The organism is Egibacteraceae bacterium (genome assembly GCA_035540635.1).
Taxonomy (GTDB): Bacteria; Actinomycetota; Nitriliruptoria; order Euzebyales; family Egibacteraceae; genus DATLGH01.
In genome coordinates this window covers 16,791-37,403 of the sequence record DATLGH010000088.1, presented here as the reverse complement: position 1 = coordinate 37,403, position 20,613 = coordinate 16,791, and the positions used below count along the sequence as shown (strand labels likewise).

The following is a 20,613-nucleotide window of genomic DNA, read 5'->3' as shown; positions in this document are numbered from 1 at the left end:
TGGTGGCCCACATGGTGCCGTCGGCGTCGCAGATGATGCCGATGCCCACGGCGTCGTGGTAGCGGTTGAGCATGTTGCGCCGGTGGCCCTCGGACTGCATCCAGCCGCGGTGGGCGTAGCCGGCGGACTCGTAGGCGGGGTAGAGCAGGAAGATGTTCTCGCCGATGTAGCTGAACCGCTCCCGGTAGGGCGAGGTCTGCATGGCGGCGTTCATGTCGCTGTGGCGGTAGTCCTTGGTGTCCGACATCCGCGCCGACCACTGGGTGGCGAGCCGCGCGAGGTCGCCGTCCCAGGCCACCGGCTGGATGCCGCGGGCGTGGCGCTCTTCGTTGAGGCGGTTGAGCAGGTCGCGGGCGATGTGCTCGACGTTTCCGCTGCTGCGGGCCTCCGCCGCGCCGGCAGGGACGATGCCCGCGATGATCGCAACGGCCACGAGGACCGCGGTTAGGCGCGGGAGCGAGGGGGAGTAGCCTGTACGCATGGGGTGATTCCTCCGCAAGGGGAACGAGTGGGCGATGTCACCCAGCGTGATCGGCTAGTTACTTGGGTTGGTTGAGGGGCCATCCGGACGGGCCAGTCCGTCACAGCCCGACCAGGGCGCCCCCGCCGCAGTCGGCCTCAGCGCCGCGCGTCGCCTGCCGCCCACGCGCCCCGCTGCGGTCCGGGATGGGCGACTAGCATCGGCGGCGTGTACGCCGAGACGGAAGGCCGCGACACCGCCCCGCCGCTCGTGCTCCTGCACGGCGGCATCGGCACGGGCCGCTACCACTGGTCGAAGCTCGTCGCGACCCTTGCGGAGCGCTGGCAGGTCCACCTGCCCGACCTGCCGGGGCACGGCCGCACGCCGCTGCCCGCGGACGGCACCTACTCGCGCGACGTCCTCGCGGGGGCCGTCGCGGCCTACCTCGCCGCCCTCGACGGTCCGGCGCACGTCGGCGCCTTCAGCATGGGGGGACACGCGGCGCTGGCGGTCGCCGGTGCGCGCCCGCAGCTCTTCGCCTCCCTCACCCTCGTCGGGGTGAGCGTCCGCGACCACGACGGCCTGCGCGTCTGGCGGGACAACTTCCGCCCCGAGCGTCTGGAGCGGGAATACCCCGTGTGGGCGAGGCACCTCGCCGCCCTCCACGCCCCTCAGGGGAGTGACGAGGCTTGGAGGGACGTCTGCCGCAGGGACGCGGGCGGCCTCGACGTGGCGGTCGACGTCGAGGGGCTGGCCGGTCTGCGCTGCCCGGTCCTGCTCGTGCGCGGGGACCGCGACCCCGCGGTGGACCCGGCGCACTACGGCGAGCTGCGGAGGGTGTGGCCCCAGGCCGACGAGTTCGTGGTCCCCGCAGGCCGCCACGACGTACAGCTGACCCGTCACCGGGTGATGGGCCCGGGGTTCAGTGACTTCTTGCGACGGGCTCCTGGCGGGTAAGGGAACTGCCCAACGAGGGAAGGGACGAGGACGTGGCCAACGTGGTGACCATCCGCACACGCCCCCCGAAGTTGCGGCGCCCGGCGCTCATCGCCGCCTTCCAGGGATGGAACGACGCGGGGGAGTCCGCGTCAGGCACGGTCGAGTTCCTCGCCGCCGAGATGGACGCGGGGGGCTTCGCCGAGATCGACCCGGAGGAGTTCTTCGACTTCCAGGCGACCCGGCCCCTCGTGCGCAACGTGGACGGCGAGCGGCGCATCGACTGGCCCGGCAACCTCTTCTCCTGGGCCCGGGTCCCGGGCGCGGACCGCGACGTGGTGCTGCTCCAGGGAACCGAGCCGAACCTGCGGTGGCGGACCTTCACCGCTGCGGTGGTCCACCTCGCACGCGACATCGGCGTGGAGCTCGCCGTCACGCTCGGCGCGCTGCAGGTGGACGCCCCGCACACCCGCGAGGTCCCCGTCACCGGCAACACGAACGACCTCGTCCTCGGCGCCCGGCTCGGCCTCCGGCCGTCGCACTACGAGGGGCCCACAGGCATCACCGGCATCCTCCACCAGGCGTGCGCGGACGCGGGGCTGCAGTCGGCCAGCCTGTGGGCCGGCATTCCCCACTACCTCGCCGGGACGAGCTACCTCGCCGGCACCCTCGCGCTCGTCGAGGCGGTGGTGGGGCTGCTCGACGCCGACGTGTCCGTGGCGCCGCTCGTCAAGGAGGCGGCGAGCCAGCGTGAGGAGCTGAGCGAGCTCGTCGCCCAGGACGCCGACCTCGCCGAGTACGTGTCCGAGCTCGAGGCGAGGATGGACGCGGCACCCGACGAGCTGCCGCAGCCCTCGGTGAGCGGAGACGAGCTCGCCGCGGACTTCGAGCGCTACCTGCGCGACCGCGACGAGGGCTGACCCGGCGTCAGGCGCGCAGCCGCTCGCTGACCAGCGCCCGCACGGCGTTGCCGTCCGCGCGCCCGCGCACCTTGGGCATGAGCGCCCCCATGACGCGGCCGAGGTCGCCCGGACCGCTCGCGCCGGTCGTCGCGACCGCCTCGTCGACGATCGCCCGCAGCTCGGCTTCGTCGAGCCGAGCGGGCAGGTAGCGGCGGATGACCTCGAGCTCCGCCCGTTCCTTTGCGGCCTGCTCGTCGCGTCCCGCGCCGGCGAAGGCGTCCGCGGCCTCCGTGCGCTTCTTCGCCTCCCGGTTCAGCAGCTCGACGGTCTGCTCGTCGGAGAGGTCGCCGGCTTGGCCTTCGGCCACCCGGGCGTTGCGGATCGCCGCCAGCACCCCCCGCAGGGCCGCGGTGGCGGTCGTGTCGCGTGCCTTCATCGCCGCGGTGAGGTCGGTCTGGATCCGGTCGGTCAGCGCCATGAGGCGCATGCTACCGGCGCGTTCAGCGGGCCTCCGCGTCGCCCGTGCCGGCGTCCGCGGCGGGCTCCGGCACGAGGCCGGCGTCGCGCAACCACTCCTGCGTCCGGACCATCCCGTCGTCGAGGGACACCCGCGGCGTCCAGTCGAGGACGTGTGCGGCCTTGGCGATCGAGTAGGTGCCGCGATGGGTGACGTACTCGACGGTGCGCGGGGACAGCGGCGGGTGCCAGCCCACCGCGCGCGAGACCATGCCGAGCGGACCGCTCATCGCGGCGGCCGCGGCCGCGGGCAGCGAGCGCAGGCGGACGCCGAGCATGGCTGCGTAGCGGCCGAAGTAGTCGACGGCGGGCACGCCCTGTCCACCGGTGACGTGGAAGACCTCGCCGAGGCCGTCGTCGGACAGCGCGGCCGCGAGGCCGCCGTCCACCGCGTCGTCGACGTAGGTGGGCGACAGCACCCCGCGGCCCCCGTCGATCAGCACGAACAGCCCGCGGCGCATGAGCTCGACGGGTCGCACGGTCCAGGTCCCCCCGTGCGGCCCGTAGACCTCGCCGAGCCGCACGACGGTCGTGCCCACGCGGCCGGCCGCGGCGGCGAGCAGCACCTGGTGCTCCGCGGCGACCTTCGTGTCGGTGTAGGGGTTCCCCGTCATGCGCACCGCGCCGGTCTCGTCGACCCCGTCGGGGAAGTCCCGGCCGTGCACGACCGTCGCCGACAGGTGCAGGACCCGCCCCACGCCGGCGCGGGCAGCCTCGTCGAGGACCGTGCGGGTGCCGTCGACGTTCACCCGCCAGAACGTCGCCGGGTCGCCGCCTTCGGTGACGACCGCGGCCGCGTGCACGACGAGGCTCGCCCCGTCGAGCACCCCGGACCAGGCGCCGGCCCGCGACACGTCACCGACCGTGACGTCCGGTCCGGGCCGCACGTCGACGCCGCGGACGTCCCATCCGCGCGCACGCAGCGCCGCCCGGAAGGCGCGGCCGAGGAAGCCGGCAGCACCGGTGACAACGGCGATGCGGGGTCGCGCCATGCCGCTCAGGCGGCCGCGACCTGAGGCGGGGTGTCGTCGCCTTGGGCCCGGCGGCCCAGCGTGCGGTGCTCCATGGAGCGTCTCCTGGCAGGCGGTGGCGCGGGGTCGCCAGCCTAGCGGTGGTGCGGGGGCGGCCGGTGGACGCCACCGCGGCGATGATGCGCGCGTGGGCGATGAACCCTGAGCGGCTGCCGAGCGGCCTGCGGTCGGTGCTGGCCCTGCCGGCCTACCGCAGGTTGTGGACGGCCCAGACGGTGTCCCGCGCCGGCGACGTGTTCAACACCGTCGCGCTCGCCGTGCTCGTGTTCCAGCTCACCGGGTCGGGCCTCGGCGTGACCGGCGTGGTGGTCGCCGAGATCCTGCCCGTGCTCGCCCTCGCGCCGCTGGCCGGAGGTCTCGTCGCAGGCATCGGGGTCACGCCGGCGTTCCTGCTCAACGCGGCGACGTACGCCTTTCGGGCCCTTCGTGGCCCGCGGCGTCGTCGACGTCGTCCTGGCGAGCGTCCGGTCCTTCCCCGCCGCGGCCTGCGCGCGGACTGAGCGCCGGTCGTCGTGGGCGTCACCCGACGCTCCGCCCCTGCTCCCGCACGAGCTGGCCCTCCTGGTCCTGCCGGGTTGAAAGCTTGCGCACCTGGGGCAGCAGCTGCTCGGCGAACTCCTCCATGAGGTCCCGGAGGGCGGCGACGGGGTCGTCGGCCCGGTCGACCCGCACGTCCCACAGGGGATAGGCCTCGGTGTCCATGACCACGACGTTGGCCGACACGGCTCCCTTGCGGTCCGCGCCGGTACGCTCACCGGCTTCGAGGGCCGCGAGGATGCGCCATGCGAGCTCGATGTCGCTGCGGCCGCGGTACGCCGCGACGACCGCGTCGAGCGTCTCCGGACCGACGAGCCGGTTGCCCTGGGCGGCCACGTCGGTGTCGAGCAGGTGACCCGACCAGTCGGGAGTCTCGGAGCCGGTCCAGGCCGCCACACCGCCGTGTGCGTCGACGATGCCGCACTGCCGGTAGTCGCGCCCGGCATCCGCGGCGATGACCGCGTCGAGCGCCTCCTGCGCGCTGCTCCCCGCGGCGAGGTGGTCGAGCCCGTCGAAGGCGAGGTAGGGGTTGATCATCGCCTGCGTCGCCACCGCCCCGACGCGGGGCCGGGCGTGGGTCACGAGCTTGCCGACACCGACCATCGCGGTGACGGCGCCGACGCCGAGCTGACCGGACGCGGGGTCGCGGGCGACGAGGGAGAAGGTCACGCTGGCTCCTGAGGTGGGAGGCGACGCGGCGCGACGCTGCGGGACGAGCGGCCGCGTATCGCACCTGCCCCCCCGGGGAATGCGGTAACCGTCCGCCGCGCGTGCGGGCACAGGAGGCGAGCATGCGACCGTCCACGTCCGTCCTGGCCCGGGCGGTGTCCCGGCCCCGCAGACGGCGCAACAGCGCCGCGCGCGCGGTCCGCTACATCGGCCTGTTCGCGTGGTTCGGCGGGACCGCCCTTCACCTGGCGGGCGAGGGCGCCGCGCGGGACGGTGGCCGCCGGCTGGCCGAGGAGGCCGCCCGGCGATGGAGCGCGGTGCGGGCCGCCGCCGTCGCCGCCCACGTCGCGGGCAGTGCGGCCCTGGGGTGGGCCGGCCGGCACCGGGGGTGGGCGCAGCGCGCCATGCCGACCGCGATGATCCTGGACACGGCCTCCACCGCGGTGGGGATCGGTGGGCAGTGGGTGGCCCAGGGCCTGTCCGGCGCGTCGCCCGGCGTCCCCGGGGGGACCCCCGCCCTGCGTGCGGCTCGCTGGGCCGTGCTCGTCGGCGCCGGTGGGTCCGTCCTCGCCCAGGGCTACCTCGCCGAGCAGCAGCGCACGGTCCGCAGCGTGCGCAAGGCCCGGCTGCGGCCCCGCGGGCGCGGCGGGGGAGGACACCGGCCGGCGCTGCCGCTTGCCCACGCGCTGCGCGACCTGGGGCTCGCCGCGTCGTTCGGCAGCGCGGTCATGCACGCGCTGGCCGTGCACGAAGCCGCAGACGACGTCACCGACCCCCTGGAGCGGCTCCGCGCCCTCGACGCGGTCGCCGATCGATGGCGTCCCTTCGGGGTCGCGGCGGCCGTCGCCGCCGTCGTCGGCGACGTGGCGATGGACCGCAGCCGGCGGGGGCACCGGACCCTGCGACCGGGGCTCGGGCGGTTCGTCGTCGCGCAGCGGGGGATCGCCCTGCTGTCGGTCACGTCCTCCGTGGCCGCCGTGGCGCAGCGCAAGCGCGTCCTGCGCTCGGTGCCGCCCGGCGAGGCGGGGGTTTGGGGCCCGGCCGCACCCGCGCCCCTCGAGGCGGCGCACCGGCGCCTGCGCAAGCTCGAGCGGGTGGCGGCGTCGCTGCTCGTCCCCGTCGTCGTCCTCGACGCGCGGGTGGCCGAGGAGCTGCGTCCGGTGGCGACCCTCGAGGGCGTGGTCGCCCGCTTGCGGTCCTGACGCGGTCGGCGACGGCAGGTCAGCCCGGCGGGCCGTCGTCGCCCGGCGACATCCAGCGGCCGTGTTCGAGGTGGAGGGCCTCCCGGAGGAACGCGAGCTGCAACCACAGGAGGTTCTCCGCGACGGTCTCCTGCGGCGTCATGTGCGTCACGCCGGCGAGGGGCAGGACGTGATGGGGGTGGGCGTGGCGCAGGAGCGCCTCGGACAGGCGCAGCGTGTGGGCGGCGACGACGTTGTCGTCGGCCAGACCGTGGATGAGCAGCAGGGGACGGTGGAGGCCCGGCGCGTCGTCGAGCAGGGAGCTCACCCGGTACGCCTCGGGGTTGTCCTGCGGGGTGCCGAGGTAGCGCTCGGTGTAGTGGGTGTCGTAGAGCGCCCAGTCGGTCACGGGTGCCCCGGCGACCGCGGCGTGGAAGACGTCGGGGCGTCGCAGGACCGCCGCGGCGGCGAGGTAGCCGCCGAACGACCACCCACGGATGGCGACCTTGTCGAGGTCGAGGGGATGGTCCCCGGCTGCGGCGTGCAGGGCGTCGATCTGATCCTCGAGGGGGGCGGAGACGAGGTCTCCGGCGACCGCGCGCTCCCACACGGGACCGCGCCCCGGCGTCCCGCGACCGTCGACGACGAGGACGGCGAACCCCGACTCGGCGAACCACTGCGCAACCCCGAAGCCGTCACGGTGCTGCAGCACCCGCTGGGCGTGTGGCCCCCCGTAGGGGTCGAGGAGCACGGGCAGGCGACCGTCCTCGTCGGCGTAGTCGCTCGGCAGGAAGAGGGCGGCGCGCAGCCCGCGCCGGCCGAGCTCGAGCATCCGCGGGCGCGGGTGGAGCACCGGGGTCTCGGCCAGGGAGACGATCTCGGAGTCGCCCGCGGGGGAGTGGACGAGGGTGCGCACCCCCGGCTCCGCGAGCCCCCGCAGCTGCAGCACGACGGTCTGTCCGCGCACGCGGGCGTCGTGGACACCCTCGGAGGGTGTGAGCGGTGCGGGGTCTGAGCCGTCCAGCGGCACCCGCCAGACACCCACCGCGGTCGGGTCCTCGTCGGAGGCGAGCACGACGACCGCGTCGTCCCCGCTGTGCACGGCCGCGCGCAACTGGAGCCCCGGAGGGGTGAGCGGCTGTCCGTCCACGGCGAGCCGGCGCGTGTCCCCGTCGTCGAGGGCGTGGACGAGACGGCTGCCGGCCCAGCGGGGCAGGCCCCGCACGATCTCCACCCAGTCGGCGTCGTGGGCCTCGTGCACGATCCGGGTCGTGCCCGCGTCGGGGTCCACCGCGAGCACCCGCATCCCCTTCTGATCGCGGGACTGCACGCAGACGGTGAGCGGCCCCGACGTGCCCCAGACGACCGACACGACGTAGGGGTAGCTGACCGCGTCCCAGTCCACGCGCACCCGCCCGCCGTCGAGGTCGACGACGAAGAGCCCGACGTCGGCGTTGTCGGTTCCTGCCGCCGGGTAGGCGACCGGGCGGGGAGGGCGCGCCGGGTGGGCCGGGTCGGTGATGTGCCAGCGGCCCACCGGCGCGTTGTCGACGCGGGTGACCGCCAGGCGCTGCCCGTCGGGCGCCCACCAGTAGCCGCGGGTGCGGCCCATCTCCTCGGCGGCGATGAAGTCGGCGAGCCCCCAGGAGACCTGCTCCTCACCGTCGCCCGGACCGGCGAGGAGCCGCCCGTCGGCTCCGTCGAGCGCGGCGACGTGGAGGGCGGCGCCGGCGACGTAGGCCACCCGCTGACCGGTCGGGTCGGGCCGGGGGTCGACCACCGTGTGGCGGGACGGGTGGGCGGAGGCCTTTCCGGCGGCGAGACGGCACACGTGCAGGCGACCCGCCAGGGCGAACGTCGCGACCCGCACCGCCCGGTCGGTCGCGTAGGCGACGATGCCGCCGGCGGCTTCGCGCGTCCGCTCGCGCAGGGCCTGCTCCTCGGGCGGCAGGTCGCCGACGACGTCGGCCTCCGTGCGGGCGAGCTCGACCGGGTCGGCGACGCACCGCTCCTCGCCCGAGGCGGTGTCGAGGACCCACAGCCGCAGTACGGGGTCGTCACCGGCCCCGGCGCGCAGGAACACGACCCGCGCCCCGTCGGGCGCCGGCGTCAGGGAGCGCGGCTGGCCGAGGGTGAACCGGCGGGTGCGGGCGTGCTGGCGCGGGAATGCCGCGGCCTCTCGCAGCCCGCGGGTCACGTCCCGCCCGCAGCGGCCGGCGCGGCTTCCTCCACGGCCGGGGTGGCGGGCTGCCGGGGGCAGCGGCGCTCGTGTCCGGGGCGCACCCACGTCCATGCGAGGCAGTACGGGCAGCGGGTGCCGTCGCGGACGATGGGGTTGCCTTCGAGCGCCGCCGGCAAAGTGACGTCGAGCCCCGCGCACACGAAGCCCTCGAACGCCTTCTCGGCGAGCTGGCGGTTGCGGGCGGCGACCTGGTCGAGCTCTGCCTGCGGGTCGATGGGTGCGCCCTCGTCGACGAGCCGCCTGACGAGCACACCGGCTTCCGGTCGTGTGAGGTCGAGGCCCTCGACGGTGTGCGCCCGCAGCGGCTCGGGCAGCGGGAGGTCGACGCCGCGCTGCTGCCAGACGTACCAGTGAGCGAGCCCTTCCGCGCGGTCGCGCCCCGCGGCTTCCTCGACGCTGTGCGCGACCCGCGCGTGCAGGCTGGCGGCATGGCCGTGGTCGCGGGCCCACGCCATGATCGAGCCGATCTCGAGGCTCGCGAGGTCGACCCGCTCGAGCAGCCCGGGGACCCGGTCCGGGTAGCTGTCCTGCGCCAGGGCGAGGGTCGTGACGGTTGCCGGGAGGCGGTCGACGTAGCGACCGAGGAGCGCCTCCACGGGAGGCGCGAGCGCGCTGTGCTGGCGGGTCGCCGCCGCCTCCGCAAGCCACCCCTGGTCCGGCTCCTCGGGCAGGGGAATCTCGGCGTCGGGTTCGCGGAGCAGCAGTGCCGACGCGACGGCGGGGCGGGCTCCCACAGCGGCCGGGTCCGCCATGAGCGCCTCCCGCAGCCACTGCCAGATGAGCCCTTCGGCTTCGGCGATGTCGGCCGCGACCCGGTCGGCGCGGCCCGTGAGACCGAGGCGGACGGCTTTGCCCAGCGCCTCACGACCCTTCGCAAGGGCGGCGGGACGCTCAGCGAGGACGGGCTTGCACTCGTCGGGGCGGGCACGAAAGAGGCGCCAGAGGGCGAAGAGGTCCCGGTAGCGCCCAGTGGCCGCCGAGGCGATGAAGTGGCGGGCGAGGGCGGCGGGTCCGAGGAGAGCCCCGGCGGTGACCGGCGGCAGGTCGGTGATGAGCGCCTCCCGGACCTTCCTCGGCAGCCGGGACAGCTTGGGGTCGGGGTCGAGGACGTAGCGGAGCGCCTTGTCGTTCGTGTCGCCGACGCGGCGGATGACGTCTTGCGGGCGGACGGTCGGTGCGGATGCAGCCATCGGGCGTCCTCCTGGGCGGCGCTGCACGGCGCGCCGCGGTCGGGACCTTGTCCTGCGGGGTGCCGGGCGCCGCGCAGGGGTCGTTTGCAGCCAACGCAGGATAGCGGGTCGCCGGCCCGCGGGGAGTCCCGCGACCCTAGCTGTCGGGGTCGGGCGGGATCTCGAGCTCCTGGCCGACCTGCAGCACGTTGTCGCTGTCGATGCCGTTGGCCTCGGAGATCAGCCCGTGCTTGTTCCCGTCACCGTAGAACCGCTGCGCGATGCTGCGGAGGTTGTCGCGGGGCTGAACCGTGTAAATGCGGGTGCCCTCGGCGGCGGTCGTCTCCGCCTCGCCCTCCGCGGAGTCCGGGGCCTCCTCGCCGTCGGCCCCGTCCTCGGCAGGCGGCTCGGTCTGTCCACTGCTCAGCGCCTGCAGCTGGTTCTCGAGCTGGCGGTTCTCCTCCTGCAGCGCGGCGACCCGCTGCCGCTCGGCGATGAGCTCGTCTTCGGGGACGCCGGCGGCGCAACCGCGGCCGAAGAGGAACGACAACAGCAGCGCGACACCGAAGAAGGCAACCCGCCCCCAGAGGACCCGGCCGCCCGGTTCGTAGTCGTAGTCGAAGTCGTCGTTTCGGTTCATGGGCGAACAGTATCGCCCAACTCGCCGTTGAGGTCATACCCTTCCTGGATGCTCGACCGCGAATGGGTCTCGATCCTCAACCCCGACGACACGCACGACCGCTACGTCTTCGACGTGAGCTTCCTGCTGTCGACCTACGCGTGCATCTTCGGCGCGGGCTGTCCGGGAACCGATCCGGCGAAGGGGCCGTCGTTCGGGTGCTGCACGGTCGGTGCGCACTACGTCGACGCCGACGACCGGGCGGCGGTCGAGTCGAAAGTCGACCTCATCGGACCCGCGTACATGCAGCACTACGCCGACGCGGTGCGCCGGGGGGTGTCGGCGCGGGTGACCGGCGAGGAGCACGGCCGCACCCGGGTGAAGGACGGCGGCTGCATCTTCCTCAACCGGGCCGAGTGGCACCGCGGCCCGGGCTGCGCGCTCCATCAGTACGCCCGTGACCGCGGCGAGCACCACATGACCCACAAGCCCGAGGTCTGCTGGATCGTCCCGCTGCGGCGGGAGGTCGTCGACATCACCGCCGACGACGGCGAGCCCGCGTGGCTCACGACGATCACCTCCTACGACCGCGGCGCCTGGGGACCGGGTGGTGCGGACTTCGCGTGGTGGTGCATCGACGAGGCGGCCGCCTACACCGGCCGCACGCCGGTGTACGTGTCGATGGGCGAGGAGCTGCGGGCGATGACCACCGATGCGGTCTACGCCGAGCTCGTCGGGTACCTTGAGGACCGGCGGGCGCGAGCGCGCAAGCCGTTGCCGATGGTGGTACGCCGCCGCTGAGACGCGGCGGGGCTGGGAGGCGCCATGAGCCTGGCGGGGCGGGTGCGCCTGCTCCTGCTCGCGTTCTTCGCGCTGCTGTGCCTGAACGCCGGCCTCGCGCTCGTCAACGTGGCCGACGGCAACCGTGCCCAGGAAGAGGTGGAGCGCCTGACGCTCGCCCTGGACGCCGGGAGCCTACTCCTGAACCGCCTCGTCGAGCAGGAGACGGGCAACCGCGGCTACCTCATCACCGGCGAGGACGCCTTCCTCTCGGCCACCCCGCGCATCGGCGCCTTCCAGCTCGAGTACCGCCTGCGCCAGATCCTCTCCGACGATCCTGAGCTGGCCGCGCGGGTCGGCAGGATCCGCCAGGCGATGTTGGACTGGCAGGAGCATGCCGCCCGCGAGGTCGACGCCGCGGAGTCGGGCGACGGTGCGGCGGTCGCGCGCCTCGTCGTGCAGGGTGACGAGCTGTCCCGCGCGCTCCAGGAGCAGGTGCTGGAGCTGCGGGCCGTGCTGCGCCGGCGGGTGGTCGAGGCGAACCTCGCCGTCGGGCAGAGCCGCCAGCGGCTGCTGACCGCGCTCTTCTCGAGCTTCTTCACCGGAGCGGCGCTGCTCGTCACCGCGACCTTCCTGCTGTCGCGCTGGGTCACCGTGCCGCTCCGGGCGGTCTCCACGGCCGCCCGGGCGGTTGCCGAGGGCGAGCTCGATACGGCAATCCCCGAGGCGGGCCCCGTGGACGTCGCCGCGCTGGGCGGCGACGTGGAACGCATGCGCCGGCGCATCATCGACGAGCTCGACACGGCCGTGCGCGCCGGCGAGGCGCTCGCCCAGCACGGACCCGCGGTCGTGAGCCTGCACGCGGCGCTCGCGCCCGTGCGCGTCGACCTGCCGCCCACCGTCGAGGTCGAGGCGTGCCTGCTGCCGGCCGAAGGGCAGGTCGCCGGCGACTGGTACGACCTCATCCCCCTCGAGCGCGGCAAGGTCGCCCTCGTCGTGGTCGACGTGTCGGGCCACGGTGCGGAGGCCGGCGTGCTCGCCCTCCGGGCGAAGCAGCTGCTGCTCGCGTCCCTGCGCGACGGCCGGTCCCCCGGGGGGACCCTCGACTGGGTCGCCGCCAACCTCGGCGAGACGGGGGAGATGTTCCTCACCGCGGCGGTCGTCGAGGTCAACCCCTCGCTCGGGCGCTGCCGTTACGCGAACGCGGGGCACCCGCCGCTCCTCGTCGCCGCCCCGGACGGCGTCACGGAGCTCCCGCCGACAGGGCCGCTGCTCGGCCCGCTCACGACCGGGTGGGCCACCCACGAGCACGCGCTCGAGTTCGGGTCCGCCCTCGTCGCCTACACCGACGGGCTCGTCGAGGCCCGCGACCCGAGCGGGCGCGAGTTCGGAACCGAGCGGCTCATCAGCCTCGTCTCCGCTCACCGCGCCAGCGGGCCGAAGCAGATCGTGCGGGCCTGCGTCGACGCTGTGCGGGCAGCTACCGACGGCCGGCTGGACGACGACCTCACCATCGTCGCCCTCGCCGTCACGTAGCCGGGTGCCGCGGCGGGCGGTCCTCCGGCCGCCGTGCGCGGAGCAGCGCCGTGACCGCCTCCGACGCGGCAGCTGCGAACGGCCGGAGCACCGCATGGGCGCCGGCGCGCTCGAGGGCGCCTGCGTCGTCCTCGGACAGGGCGGTGACCGCGACCCGGCCACGGTAGCCGCGCTGCTCCAGTGCCTGGACGAGCGCGAGGTTCGTGTCGAAGTCGCGGACCGAGGAGATCACCCATTCGGCGACGTGAAGTGGGAGAACGGAGACGATCTCGGGATCCTGGGCGTCGCCGTACACGACCTGCAAGCCGCGCTGCTCCCAGTGGCGCAGCGCCCGGGGGTCGAAGTCCACGCCGAGTGGTCGCGAGCCTGCCCGCCTCAGCGCCGCCACAAGGTGGCTGCCGTAGCGGCCCAGACCCAGCACGACCACGTCAGGGAGCGGGCCGTCCCCGTCCGCGTCGAGGCGGACATCATGGGCGTGGCGGCGTTCGAAGACGCGCAGCAGGGACGCGAAGCGCTCGTAGAGCCATGCGGAGTTCGAGATGAGGTACGTCGAAAGGGTGATGGTGATGATGCCGACAGCCGTGACGAGACCCACGGTCTCACCGCCGATGTGCCCGAGCGCGAAACCCAGCGATACGAGGATGAGCGAGAACTCGCTGATCTGGGCCACCGTCAGACCAGCCCGGAACGACACCCGCGCCCGATAGCCCATCGCGCCCATGATGACCATCACGATGATGGGATTGCCGACGAGCACGAACAGCGACAGGACCACTGCGGCCGCCAGCTGGTCGCCCGCCTGGGAGAAGTCGAGGTGGATACCGAGTGTGATGAAGAAGAAGAGCAGCAGGAAGTCCCGCAGTGTCATGAGCCGCGCGCCGAGCGCGTCCCGGTACGGCGTCGACGCGAGCGAGACGCCGGCGAGGAAGGCTCCGACCTCCTCGCTGAAGCCGAGCAGGTCACCCACGGAGGCGAGCAGCACCGCCCAGGCGATGGCGAAGAGCACGAGTAGTTCGGCGGACCCGGCGAGGTAGCGGAGCAGGCGGGGCAGCACCCACTTGGCGAGTGCGAGGATGCCGCCGACGAACGCGACACCGCGCAGGGCGACGTCGAGCGCCTGGCGGGCAAGGCCGACGTCGGTGTCTCCGGCGAAGCCGCTCAGACCAATCATCACGAGCACGACGACGATGTCCTGCACGATGAGGAACCCGATCGCGATCCTCCCGTGGAGCTCGTCGATCTCGTCCTTGTCACTCAGGAGCTTCACGATGATGACCGTGCTGGAGAAGGTCAGGGCTACGGCGACGTAGAGGGCCGTGACGGCGGACATGCCGAGCGCCAGGGCGATGGCGAAGCCCACGATCGACGTGAACAGCACTTGTCCCAGCCCGGTCGCGAGCGCAACCGGGCCGACAACGCGCACAAGGCGCAAGTCGAGCTTCAGTCCTACGACGAACAGCAGCAGCGCGATGCCGATCGTCGCCAGCAGGTCGATCTCGGGGCTCTCCTCCACGATGCCGAGCACCGTCGGCCCCACGATGATCCCCGCTGCGATGAACCCGACGATGAGCGGCTGGCGCAGCAGAGTGGCCAGAACCCCCACGACCGCGCAGATCGCGAGCAGGGCGGCGACCTGCTGGAAGATCGTGTCGAGCGGCATGGAGGGCCTGGCTCAGCCAGCGAGCAGCTGGCGCAGGACGTAGGAGAGGATGCCGCCATGGCGGAAGTAGTCGACCTCGCGGGGCGTGTCGATGCGGACCGTGGCGGTGAACGCGCGGCCGTCGGCGCGCACCGTCACCTGCCGCGGCAGCTCGTCGACCCCGGCGAGGCCGACGATGTCGAACGTCTCGGACCCCGACAGGCCGAGCGACGCGACGCTGTCACCGTCGGCGAACTGCAGCGGGAGGATGCCCATGCCGATGAGGTTCGAGCGGTGGATGCGCTCGTAGCTGCCGGCGATGACCGCGCGGACCCCGAGCAGGGCGGGGCCCTTGGCGGCCCAGTCACGTGACGAGCCCGATCCGTACTCGACGCCGGCGAGCACGACGAGCGGGGTGTCCTCCGTCTGGTAGCGCATCGCCGCCTCGTAGATGCTCATCCGCTCGCCGGAGGGCAGGTGGACCGTCACGGCCCCCTCGGTCCCGGGGGCGAGCTGGTTGCGCAGGCGGATGTTCGCGAACGTGCCGCGGGCCATGACCTCGTGGTTGCCGCGCCGGGAGCCGTACGAGTTGAACTGCGCGGGGGGCACCCCGTGGTCCTGGAGGTAGCGCCCGGCGGCGCTGCCGGTCGCTATAGCCCCGGCGGGCGAGATGTGGTCGGTGGTCACGCTGTCGCCGAGGACGACGAGGGCACGCGCGCCGGTGATGTCGGTGACCGGAGACGGCTCGAGCGGCAGCCCGTCGAAGAAGGTCGGCCGGCGCACATACGTGGAGTCGGGGTCCCAGGCGAAGCGGTCGCCGGTCGGCACGTCGAGGCCACGCCAGCGCTCGTCGCCGCGGAAGACGTCGGCGTAGCGGGCGGCGAACAGCTCCGAGCTGATCGCCTCCTCGACGGTTGCGGTGACCTCGGCGCTCGAGGGCCACACGTCGCGCAGGTACACGGGCTGACCGTCGTGGTCGTGGCCGAGCGGGTCGTCGAGGAGGTTGACGTCCATGGATCCGGCGAGGGCGTAGGCCACGACGAGCGGAGGCGACGCGAGGTAGTTCAGCTTGCAGTCGGGGTTGATGCGACCTTCGAAGTTGCGGTTTCCCGACAGCACCGACGCGACGGCGAGATCGTGCTCGTGGACCGCTGCGGAGATCTCGGGGGCGAGCGGCCCGGAGTTGCCGATGCACGTCGTGCACCCGTAGCCGACGAGGTGGAAGCCGAGCTTCTCGAGCGCCGGGGTCAGGCCGGCGCGCTCGTAGTAGTCGGTCACCACCTGGGAGCCCGGCGCGAGGGAGGTCTTCACCCACGGCTTCGCGGTCAGGCCGCGTTCGACGGCCTTGCGGGCCAGGAGGCCCGCGGCGAGCATGACCGACGGGTTCGACGTGTTCGTGCACGACGTGATGGCCGCGATGACGACGTGGCCGTGGGCGAGGTCGACGGTCGTGCCGTCGGCGAGGCGCACGCTCACGGGGGCCTGGTCGGGCGGGGCGGGGGTGCCCTCGAGGCGACGCCCCGGGTCGGGCACCGCGTGCTCCGCCGGTGCGGGCGGGTCGCTCGCCGGGAAGCTCTCGTCCACGGCCTCGTCGAGGCTGTCGTCGATGACGGGGACCCAACGACGCAGCGCGGTGCGCAACGACGCCGGTGCCTCGTCGAGGGGGACCCGGTCCTGCGGCCGCGTCGGGCCGGCGAGGCTTGGCACCACCGTGGACAGGTCGAGCTCGAGCGCTTCGGAGTAGACGGGGGTGACGGTGGGGTCGTGGAACAGCCCCTGCTCCTTCGCGTACGCCTCGACGAGCGCGACCTGCTCGGGGTCGCGCCCGGTGAACGCGAGGTAGCGCAGGGTTTCATCATCGATGGGGAAGATCGCGCACGTCGAACCGTACTCGGGCGACATGTTGCCGATCGTCGCGCGGTTCGCCAGCGGCACGCTCGCCACTCCGGGACCGTAGAACTCGACGAACTTGCCGACCACGCCGTGCCGGCGCAGCAGCTCGGTCACGGTGAGCACGAGGTCCGTTGCGGTCGAGCCCTCGGGCAGCTCCCCGGACAGGCAGAACCCCACGACCTGTGGGATGAGCATCGAGATCGGCTGGCCGAGCATCGCCGCCTCCGCCTCGATGCCGCCGACCCCCCAGCCGAGCACCCCGAGGCCGTTGACCATCGGGGTGTGGGAGTCGGTGCCGACCAGGGTGTCGGGGTAGGCCTGGGGGCCGGCGGGGTCCTCGCCGTCGGCGACGACGACGCGGGCGAGGTACTCGAGGTTGACCTGGTGCACGATGCCGGTGTTCGGCGGGACGACCGCCAGACGCCGGAACGCGTCCTGGCCCCACCGCAGGAACGCGTAGCGCTCACGGTTGCGCGCGAACTCGAGCTCGGCGTTGCGCCGGAAGGCGTCGGGAACGCCCGCCACGTCGGCGATGATCGAATGGTCTATGACAAGCTCTGCGGGCAGGCGCGGCTCGATGACGGCGGGGTCACCGCCGAGCTCGGCCATCGCGTCGCGCATGGCGGCCAGATCCACGATCGCGGGGACGCCGGTGAAGTCCTGCAGCAGCACCCTCGCCGGGGTGAAGCGCGTCTCCTGCGAGGGCGTGGCGGCGGGGTCCCAACCGGCGACCGCGGCGACGTCCTCGGCGGTCACCACGCTGCCGTCCTCGTGGCGCAGGAGGTTCTCCGCGAGGATCCGCAGCGAGTAGGGCATGCGCTCCACGTCCCCGGCTTGCGCGAGCGCGTCGAGACGGTGGATCGTGAACGACCGGTCGCCGACCCGCAGGGTCGAACGGGCGCCGAAGCTGTCGGCCATCGGGCTTCTCCTAGCACGGTCGGCGGGGGGCGAAAGGACGCAGCGGTATCAAACCCCAGGGACGGCGCGGCTCGCACGTCGGCGCCGGCCCGCGTTACGCTCCTCCTGCGCGCCATGGTGACATGGCCGTGGGCTGCGGCGTGGTCCCCGGCGTGCGCCCGGGGCCGCGTGGCGGGGTGGTGTGCGAGCGCGGGGGTCGATCCGGGAGGTCGCGTGGAGGTCGAGACGACGGTCGATGCCGCCGAGGCGGGCAACAGCGGGCTGCGCTCGGACATCCGCCGGCTCGCGACGCTACTCGGCGACACGCTCGTGCGCCAGCACGGCGACGGGCTGCTCAACCTCGTCGAGCAGGTGCGGCTTCGGAGCAAGGCGGCGCTGGCCTCCCCCCACGCCGGCGGGGCGCTGCAGGAGCTGCTCGAGGGCATCGACCTCGACACGACGATCCCGCTGGCGAGGGCGTTCACCACCTACTTCCACCTCGCCAACATCGCCGAGCAGACGCACCGGGTCGTGGATAAGGAGGCCGACGAGAGCTCGCTGGCGGCGGCGGTCCGGCGAATCTGCGAGGCGGGGCTCGATCCCGACGAGATCCGAGCCGTGCTCGCGCGCCTCGAACTGCGTCCGGTGTTCACCGCCCACCCCACCGAGGCGTCCCGTCGCTCCGTGCTCACGAAGCTGCACCGCATCGCCGACCTCCTCGCCGTCCGCAACGACCCCCGCGCGACGAAGGCGGACGTCGACCGGGTCGACCGCCGGCTGGAGGAGCTCGTCGAGCTGCTGTGGCAGACCGACGAGCTGCGCATGGAGCGCCCACAGCCGGTCGACGAGGCGCGCGCGGTGCTCTACTACTTCGACGAGCTGTTCGCCACCGTGGTGCCCGACCTCTTCGACGACGTCGCCACGTGCCTCGCCGGCCTCGGCCTCGAGCTGCCTCCCGACGCGGCGCCCGTGCGCTTCGGCACCTGGGTCGGGGGTGACCGCGACGGCAACCCGCACGTGACCGCAGCGGTGACGCGCCAGGTCCTGCGGGTCCAGGCCGACCATGCGCTGCGCGACCTGCTCACCGCCGTGGAGGCGCTCGCGGGCCAGCTGTCGCCGTCGGTCCGTGTGACCGGCGTGAGCCCCGGTCTCGAGCAGAGCCTCGCCGAGGACCGTCGCCGGCTCCCGCACGTCTACGAGCGCTACGCCCGCCTCAACCGCGAGGAGCCCTACCGGCTCAAGTGCGCCTACATCGGCGAGCGGCTGCGCAACACCCGGGCGCGCGTCCTCGACGACCGCGTCCCCGGTGCGGAGGAGTACCGCGAGGCCGGCGAGCTCCTCGCGGAGCTGCGGCTCATGTACGACTCGCTCATCGCCAACCGTGGCAAGCGCATCGCCCGGGGGCCCGTCGCGCGGGTGATGCGGCTCGTCGCCGCGTTCCGGCTGCACCTCGCGACCATGGACGTTCGGGAGCACACGACCGCCCATCACACCGCGCTCGCCTCGCTCTACGGGCACATAGGGCTCCAACCCCCCTACGAAGACCGCGACCGGGAGGCCCGCACGGCGCTGCTCACCGAGGAGCTCTGCGGCCGGCGGCCGCTGACCGGGCCGACCACCGTCCTCGACGACGAGGCCGGCGCGGCGCTGGCGACGTTCCGGGTCATCGCCGAGGCGCTCGAGCGGTACGGCCCCGATGTGATCGAGTCCTACATCGTGTCGATGGCCGAAGGCGTCGACGACGTGCTCGCTCCCGCCGTGCTGGCCCGGGAGGTGGGACTCCTCGACGTCCACGCCGGGATCGCCCTGATCGGTTTCGTGCCGCTGCTCGAGACGCTCGCCGCCGTGCGCGGGGCGGGTGAGTTCCTCGACGCGCTGCTGCGCAACCCCGCCTACCGCCGCCTCGTCGCCCTCCGCGGCGACATGCAGGAGGTGATGCTCGGCTACTCCGACTCCTCCAAGGAGGCCGGCATGGTCACCTCGCGCTGGGAGCTCCACCGCGCTCAGCGCCGCCTCGTCGAGGTGGCCCACGAGCACGGCGTCGCCCTGCGCATCTTCCACGGCCGGGGCGGCAGCGTCGGGCGCGGCGGGGGACCCACCCACAAGGCGGTGCTCGCGCAGCCGCCCGCCACCGTCGACGCACAGATCAAGATCACCGAGCAGGGCGAGGTGATCTCCGACAAGTACGGGCTGCGCGCGCTCGCGCGGCGCACCCTCGACCTCACCCTCGGCGCGACCCTCGAGGCGTCACTGCTGCACCGTGAGCTCATCGCCGCGCCCGCCAACCTCGCGCGCTGGGACGAGGCGATGGAGCTCGTGTCGCGGGCGGCGTACGCCGCGTACCGGGCGCTCGTCGACGCGCCGGGGTTCCTCGAGTACTACCGGACGGCGACACCGGTCGAGGAGCTGAGCGAGCTCAAGATCGGGTCCCGTCCGGCGCGCCGCTCGGGGAACGAGCTGACGGGACTGCGCGCGATCCCCTGGGTGTTCGGCTGGAACCAGTCGCGCCAGATCGTCCCCGGGTGGTTCGGCCTCGGGTCCGGCCTCGCGGCAGCCCGCGCCGCCGGGCTCGGCGACACCCTCGCCGAGATGCACGACCAGTGGCGGTTCTTCCGGATGCTCGTCTCCGACGCCGAGATGGTGCTCACGAAGGTCGACCTCGACATCGCGCACCGCTACGTGCAACGGCTCGTCCCCGCGCAGCTGCAGCACCTCTTCGACGTCGTCGTCGCCGAGCACGAGCGCACGCTCGCCGAGGTGCTCACGCTCACCGGTGAGGGCAGGCTGCTCGAGCACCAACCGGTCCTCCGGCGCACCCTCGCGGTCCGCGACACCTATCTCGCCCCCTTGCACTACCTCCAGGTGGCGCTCCTCGCGCGCGTGCGCGCCGTCGAGGAGCCCGACGGCGAGCTGCGGCGGGCGCTGCTCGTCACCCTGAACGGCATCGCCGCCGGGCTGCGCAACACCGGCTGACGCCCTCCCGCGGGGGAGAAGGGGGCGGCGAGGTGACGGGGGCTGCGGCGGGACGCCTCAGCGGCCCGCTGTAACCGGCTCGATCGACTCGACGTGGAGCATGCGCCCCCGGTTCTCGTCGAACCGGAACTCGCCGACGACCCGCACAGCCGAGCCGACGTAGGGCGCGGCCGCCTCGTCGGGGAGCAGCTCGACGCGGTTGACGTCCGCGTCCTGGAGGACGAAGTGGTGCGGTACCGGCCCCTCGTCGTCGCCGAACTCGAGCACGATCCCTGACGTGGCCACCTGACGCCCGTCGTAGTCGGGCGCGTTATGGGCGAGCTCGGTGAGCGTCACCCCGCGCGCCCCGCCGCACGCGGCGAGGAGCACGGACGCCGCCGCGAGCGCGATCAGCCCCCCCAGCCAGCCCGCCGGGAGGATCCTGCCGGGACGTGAGCCGGCGCGCAGGGCGTTCATCGGTCGGCCAGGGTACCCCGCCTCGCACCGCGGGCACTTCCTGCTGCCCTCGGCAACCTCAGCCGGGGCCCGCACCCGCGGAGCGGTTCGGCGCGGGGGAGGTCACCAGCGGCGACTACCCCTTCGGCGGGGGTTTCGCCCCCCTCACCGACGTGCGGTCGCCGGACACGACGGCTT

17 protein-coding genes are annotated in these 20,613 nt (G+C 73.7%); 7 read left to right on the top strand and 10 right to left on the bottom strand.

Translation table 11 applies throughout. The features are described from left to right. Positions 1–481 (bottom strand): CAP domain-containing protein (locus VM324_14045; protein HVM00410.1); only part of this gene is annotated, 481 nt, incomplete at its 3' end. A 207-nt stretch (positions 482–688) separates the two neighbouring features. Here VM324_14045 and VM324_14040 point away from each other — a divergent pair. After that, positions 689–1,417 carry an alpha/beta fold hydrolase gene (locus VM324_14040; protein ID HVM00409.1) on the top strand — a complete coding sequence of 243 codons (729 nt, stop codon included), beginning with the start codon at positions 689–691 and terminating at the stop codon, positions 1,415–1,417. Positions 1,418–1,449: 32 nt separating this feature from the next. Next, positions 1,450–2,316: a PAC2 family protein gene (locus VM324_14035; GenBank protein HVM00408.1), complete on the top strand. Its 867-nt coding sequence runs from the start codon at positions 1,450–1,452 to the stop codon at positions 2,314–2,316. Between the two features lie 7 nt (positions 2,317–2,323). Here VM324_14035 and VM324_14030 read toward each other — a convergent pair whose 3' ends face one another. Together VM324_14030 and VM324_14025 are read right to left on the bottom strand one after the other, a co-directional pair. Beyond that, on the bottom strand, positions 2,324–2,776 hold the full coding sequence (locus VM324_14030) for a GatB/YqeY domain-containing protein (GenBank protein ID HVM00407.1): 453 nt from the start codon (positions 2,774–2,776) through the stop codon (positions 2,324–2,326). 22 nt (positions 2,777–2,798) lie between these two features. Then, complete coding sequence (locus VM324_14025) at positions 2,799–3,806, bottom strand: NAD-dependent epimerase/dehydratase family protein (GenBank protein HVM00406.1); 1,008 nt, start codon at positions 3,804–3,806, stop codon at positions 2,799–2,801. Positions 3,807–3,943: 137 nt separating this feature from the next. Between VM324_14025 and VM324_14020 the strand changes: the two genes are divergently transcribed. Beyond that, the gene (locus VM324_14020) at positions 3,944–4,345 is read left to right on the top strand and encodes a hypothetical protein (GenBank protein HVM00405.1); all 402 of its coding nucleotides are present in this window, start codon (positions 3,944–3,946) and stop codon (positions 4,343–4,345) included. 19 nt (positions 4,346–4,364) lie between these two features. Here VM324_14020 and VM324_14015 read toward each other — a convergent pair whose 3' ends face one another. Then, a complete protein-coding gene (locus VM324_14015) occupies positions 4,365–5,051 on the bottom strand; it encodes a DUF1028 domain-containing protein (protein ID HVM00404.1) in 687 nt (228 codons plus the stop codon). 122 nt (positions 5,052–5,173) lie between these two features. Here VM324_14015 and VM324_14010 point away from each other — a divergent pair, with 122 nt between their 5' ends. Further along, positions 5,174–6,253 (top strand): hypothetical protein, encoded by a 1,080-nt coding sequence (locus VM324_14010; protein HVM00403.1) that lies wholly within the window; start codon positions 5,174–5,176, stop codon positions 6,251–6,253. A 19-nt stretch (positions 6,254–6,272) separates the two neighbouring features. Here the strand turns inward: VM324_14010 and VM324_14005 are convergent, their stop codons facing one another. The 3 genes from VM324_14005 to VM324_13995 all read right to left on the bottom strand — a co-directional run bounded on the left by VM324_14005 (position 6,273) and on the right by VM324_13995 (position 10,283). Beyond that, positions 6,273–8,429, bottom strand: a complete 2,157-nt coding sequence (locus VM324_14005; protein ID HVM00402.1) for a prolyl oligopeptidase family serine peptidase — start codon at positions 8,427–8,429, stop codon at positions 6,273–6,275. Next, positions 8,426–9,664, bottom strand: a complete 1,239-nt coding sequence (locus tag VM324_14000; protein ID HVM00401.1) for a hypothetical protein — start codon at positions 9,662–9,664, stop codon at positions 8,426–8,428. The genes VM324_14005 and VM324_14000 overlap by 4 nt, the downstream gene beginning before the upstream one ends. A gap of 136 nt (positions 9,665–9,800) precedes the next feature. Continuing rightward, positions 9,801–10,283, bottom strand: a complete 483-nt coding sequence (locus VM324_13995; GenBank protein HVM00400.1) for a LysM peptidoglycan-binding domain-containing protein — start codon at positions 10,281–10,283, stop codon at positions 9,801–9,803. A 48-nt stretch (positions 10,284–10,331) separates the two neighbouring features. On the opposite strand from VM324_13995, the gene VM324_13990 reads away from it, so the two are divergent. Further along, a complete protein-coding gene (locus VM324_13990) occupies positions 10,332–11,063 on the top strand; it encodes a hypothetical protein (protein ID HVM00399.1) in 732 nt (243 codons plus the stop codon). A 24-nt stretch (positions 11,064–11,087) separates the two neighbouring features. Further along, a complete protein-coding gene (locus tag VM324_13985) occupies positions 11,088–12,578 on the top strand; it encodes a SpoIIE family protein phosphatase (GenBank protein HVM00398.1) in 1,491 nt (496 codons plus the stop codon). Here VM324_13985 and VM324_13980 read toward each other — a convergent pair. Beyond that, the gene (locus VM324_13980; protein HVM00397.1) at positions 12,571–14,238 is read right to left on the bottom strand and encodes a cation:proton antiporter family protein; all 1,668 of its coding nucleotides are present in this window, start codon (positions 14,236–14,238) and stop codon (positions 12,571–12,573) included. The two genes, VM324_13985 and VM324_13980, sit on opposite strands and share 8 nt — an antisense overlap. Before the next feature lie 12 nt (positions 14,239–14,250). Further along, a complete protein-coding gene (locus VM324_13975; protein ID HVM00396.1) occupies positions 14,251–17,028 on the bottom strand; it encodes an aconitate hydratase in 2,778 nt (925 codons plus the stop codon). A gap of 213 nt (positions 17,029–17,241) precedes the next feature. Here VM324_13975 and ppc point away from each other — a divergent pair, with 213 nt between their 5' ends. Beyond that, positions 17,242–19,980 (top strand): phosphoenolpyruvate carboxylase, encoded by a 2,739-nt coding sequence (ppc, locus tag VM324_13970; protein ID HVM00395.1) that lies wholly within the window; start codon positions 17,242–17,244, stop codon positions 19,978–19,980. Between the two features lie 57 nt (positions 19,981–20,037). On the opposite strand, the gene VM324_13965 is transcribed toward ppc, so the two are convergent. Beyond that, positions 20,038–20,436: a DUF5818 domain-containing protein gene (locus tag VM324_13965; GenBank protein HVM00394.1), complete on the bottom strand. Its 399-nt coding sequence runs from the start codon at positions 20,434–20,436 to the stop codon at positions 20,038–20,040. Positions 20,437–20,613: the final 177 nt, after the last annotated feature.

Bases quoted from the DNA above. Each gene is read 5' to 3' on its own strand.
- VM324_13980 (HVM00397.1), bottom strand. From the start codon at position 14,238: ATGCCGCTCGACACGATCTTCCAGCAGGTCGCCGCCCTGCTCGCGATC.
- VM324_13975 (HVM00396.1), bottom strand. From the start codon at position 17,028: ATGGCCGACAGCTTCGGCGCCCGTTCGACCCTGCGGGTCGGCGACCGG.
- VM324_14030 (HVM00407.1), bottom strand. From the start codon at position 2,776: ATGGCGCTGACCGACCGGATCCAGACCGACCTCACCGCGGCGATGAAG.
- VM324_13995 (HVM00400.1), bottom strand. From the start codon at position 10,283: ATGAACCGAAACGACGACTTCGACTACGACTACGAACCGGGCGGCCGG.
- VM324_13965 (HVM00394.1), bottom strand. From the start codon at position 20,436: ATGAACGCCCTGCGCGCCGGCTCACGTCCCGGCAGGATCCTCCCGGCG.
- VM324_14000 (HVM00401.1), bottom strand. From the start codon at position 9,664: ATGGCTGCATCCGCACCGACCGTCCGCCCGCAAGACGTCATCCGCCGC.
- VM324_13990 (HVM00399.1), top strand. From the start codon at position 10,332: ATGCTCGACCGCGAATGGGTCTCGATCCTCAACCCCGACGACACGCAC.
- VM324_14010 (HVM00403.1), top strand. From the start codon at position 5,174: ATGCGACCGTCCACGTCCGTCCTGGCCCGGGCGGTGTCCCGGCCCCGC.
- VM324_13985 (HVM00398.1), top strand. From the start codon at position 11,088: ATGAGCCTGGCGGGGCGGGTGCGCCTGCTCCTGCTCGCGTTCTTCGCG.
- VM324_14025 (HVM00406.1), bottom strand. From the start codon at position 3,806: ATGGCGCGACCCCGCATCGCCGTTGTCACCGGTGCTGCCGGCTTCCTC.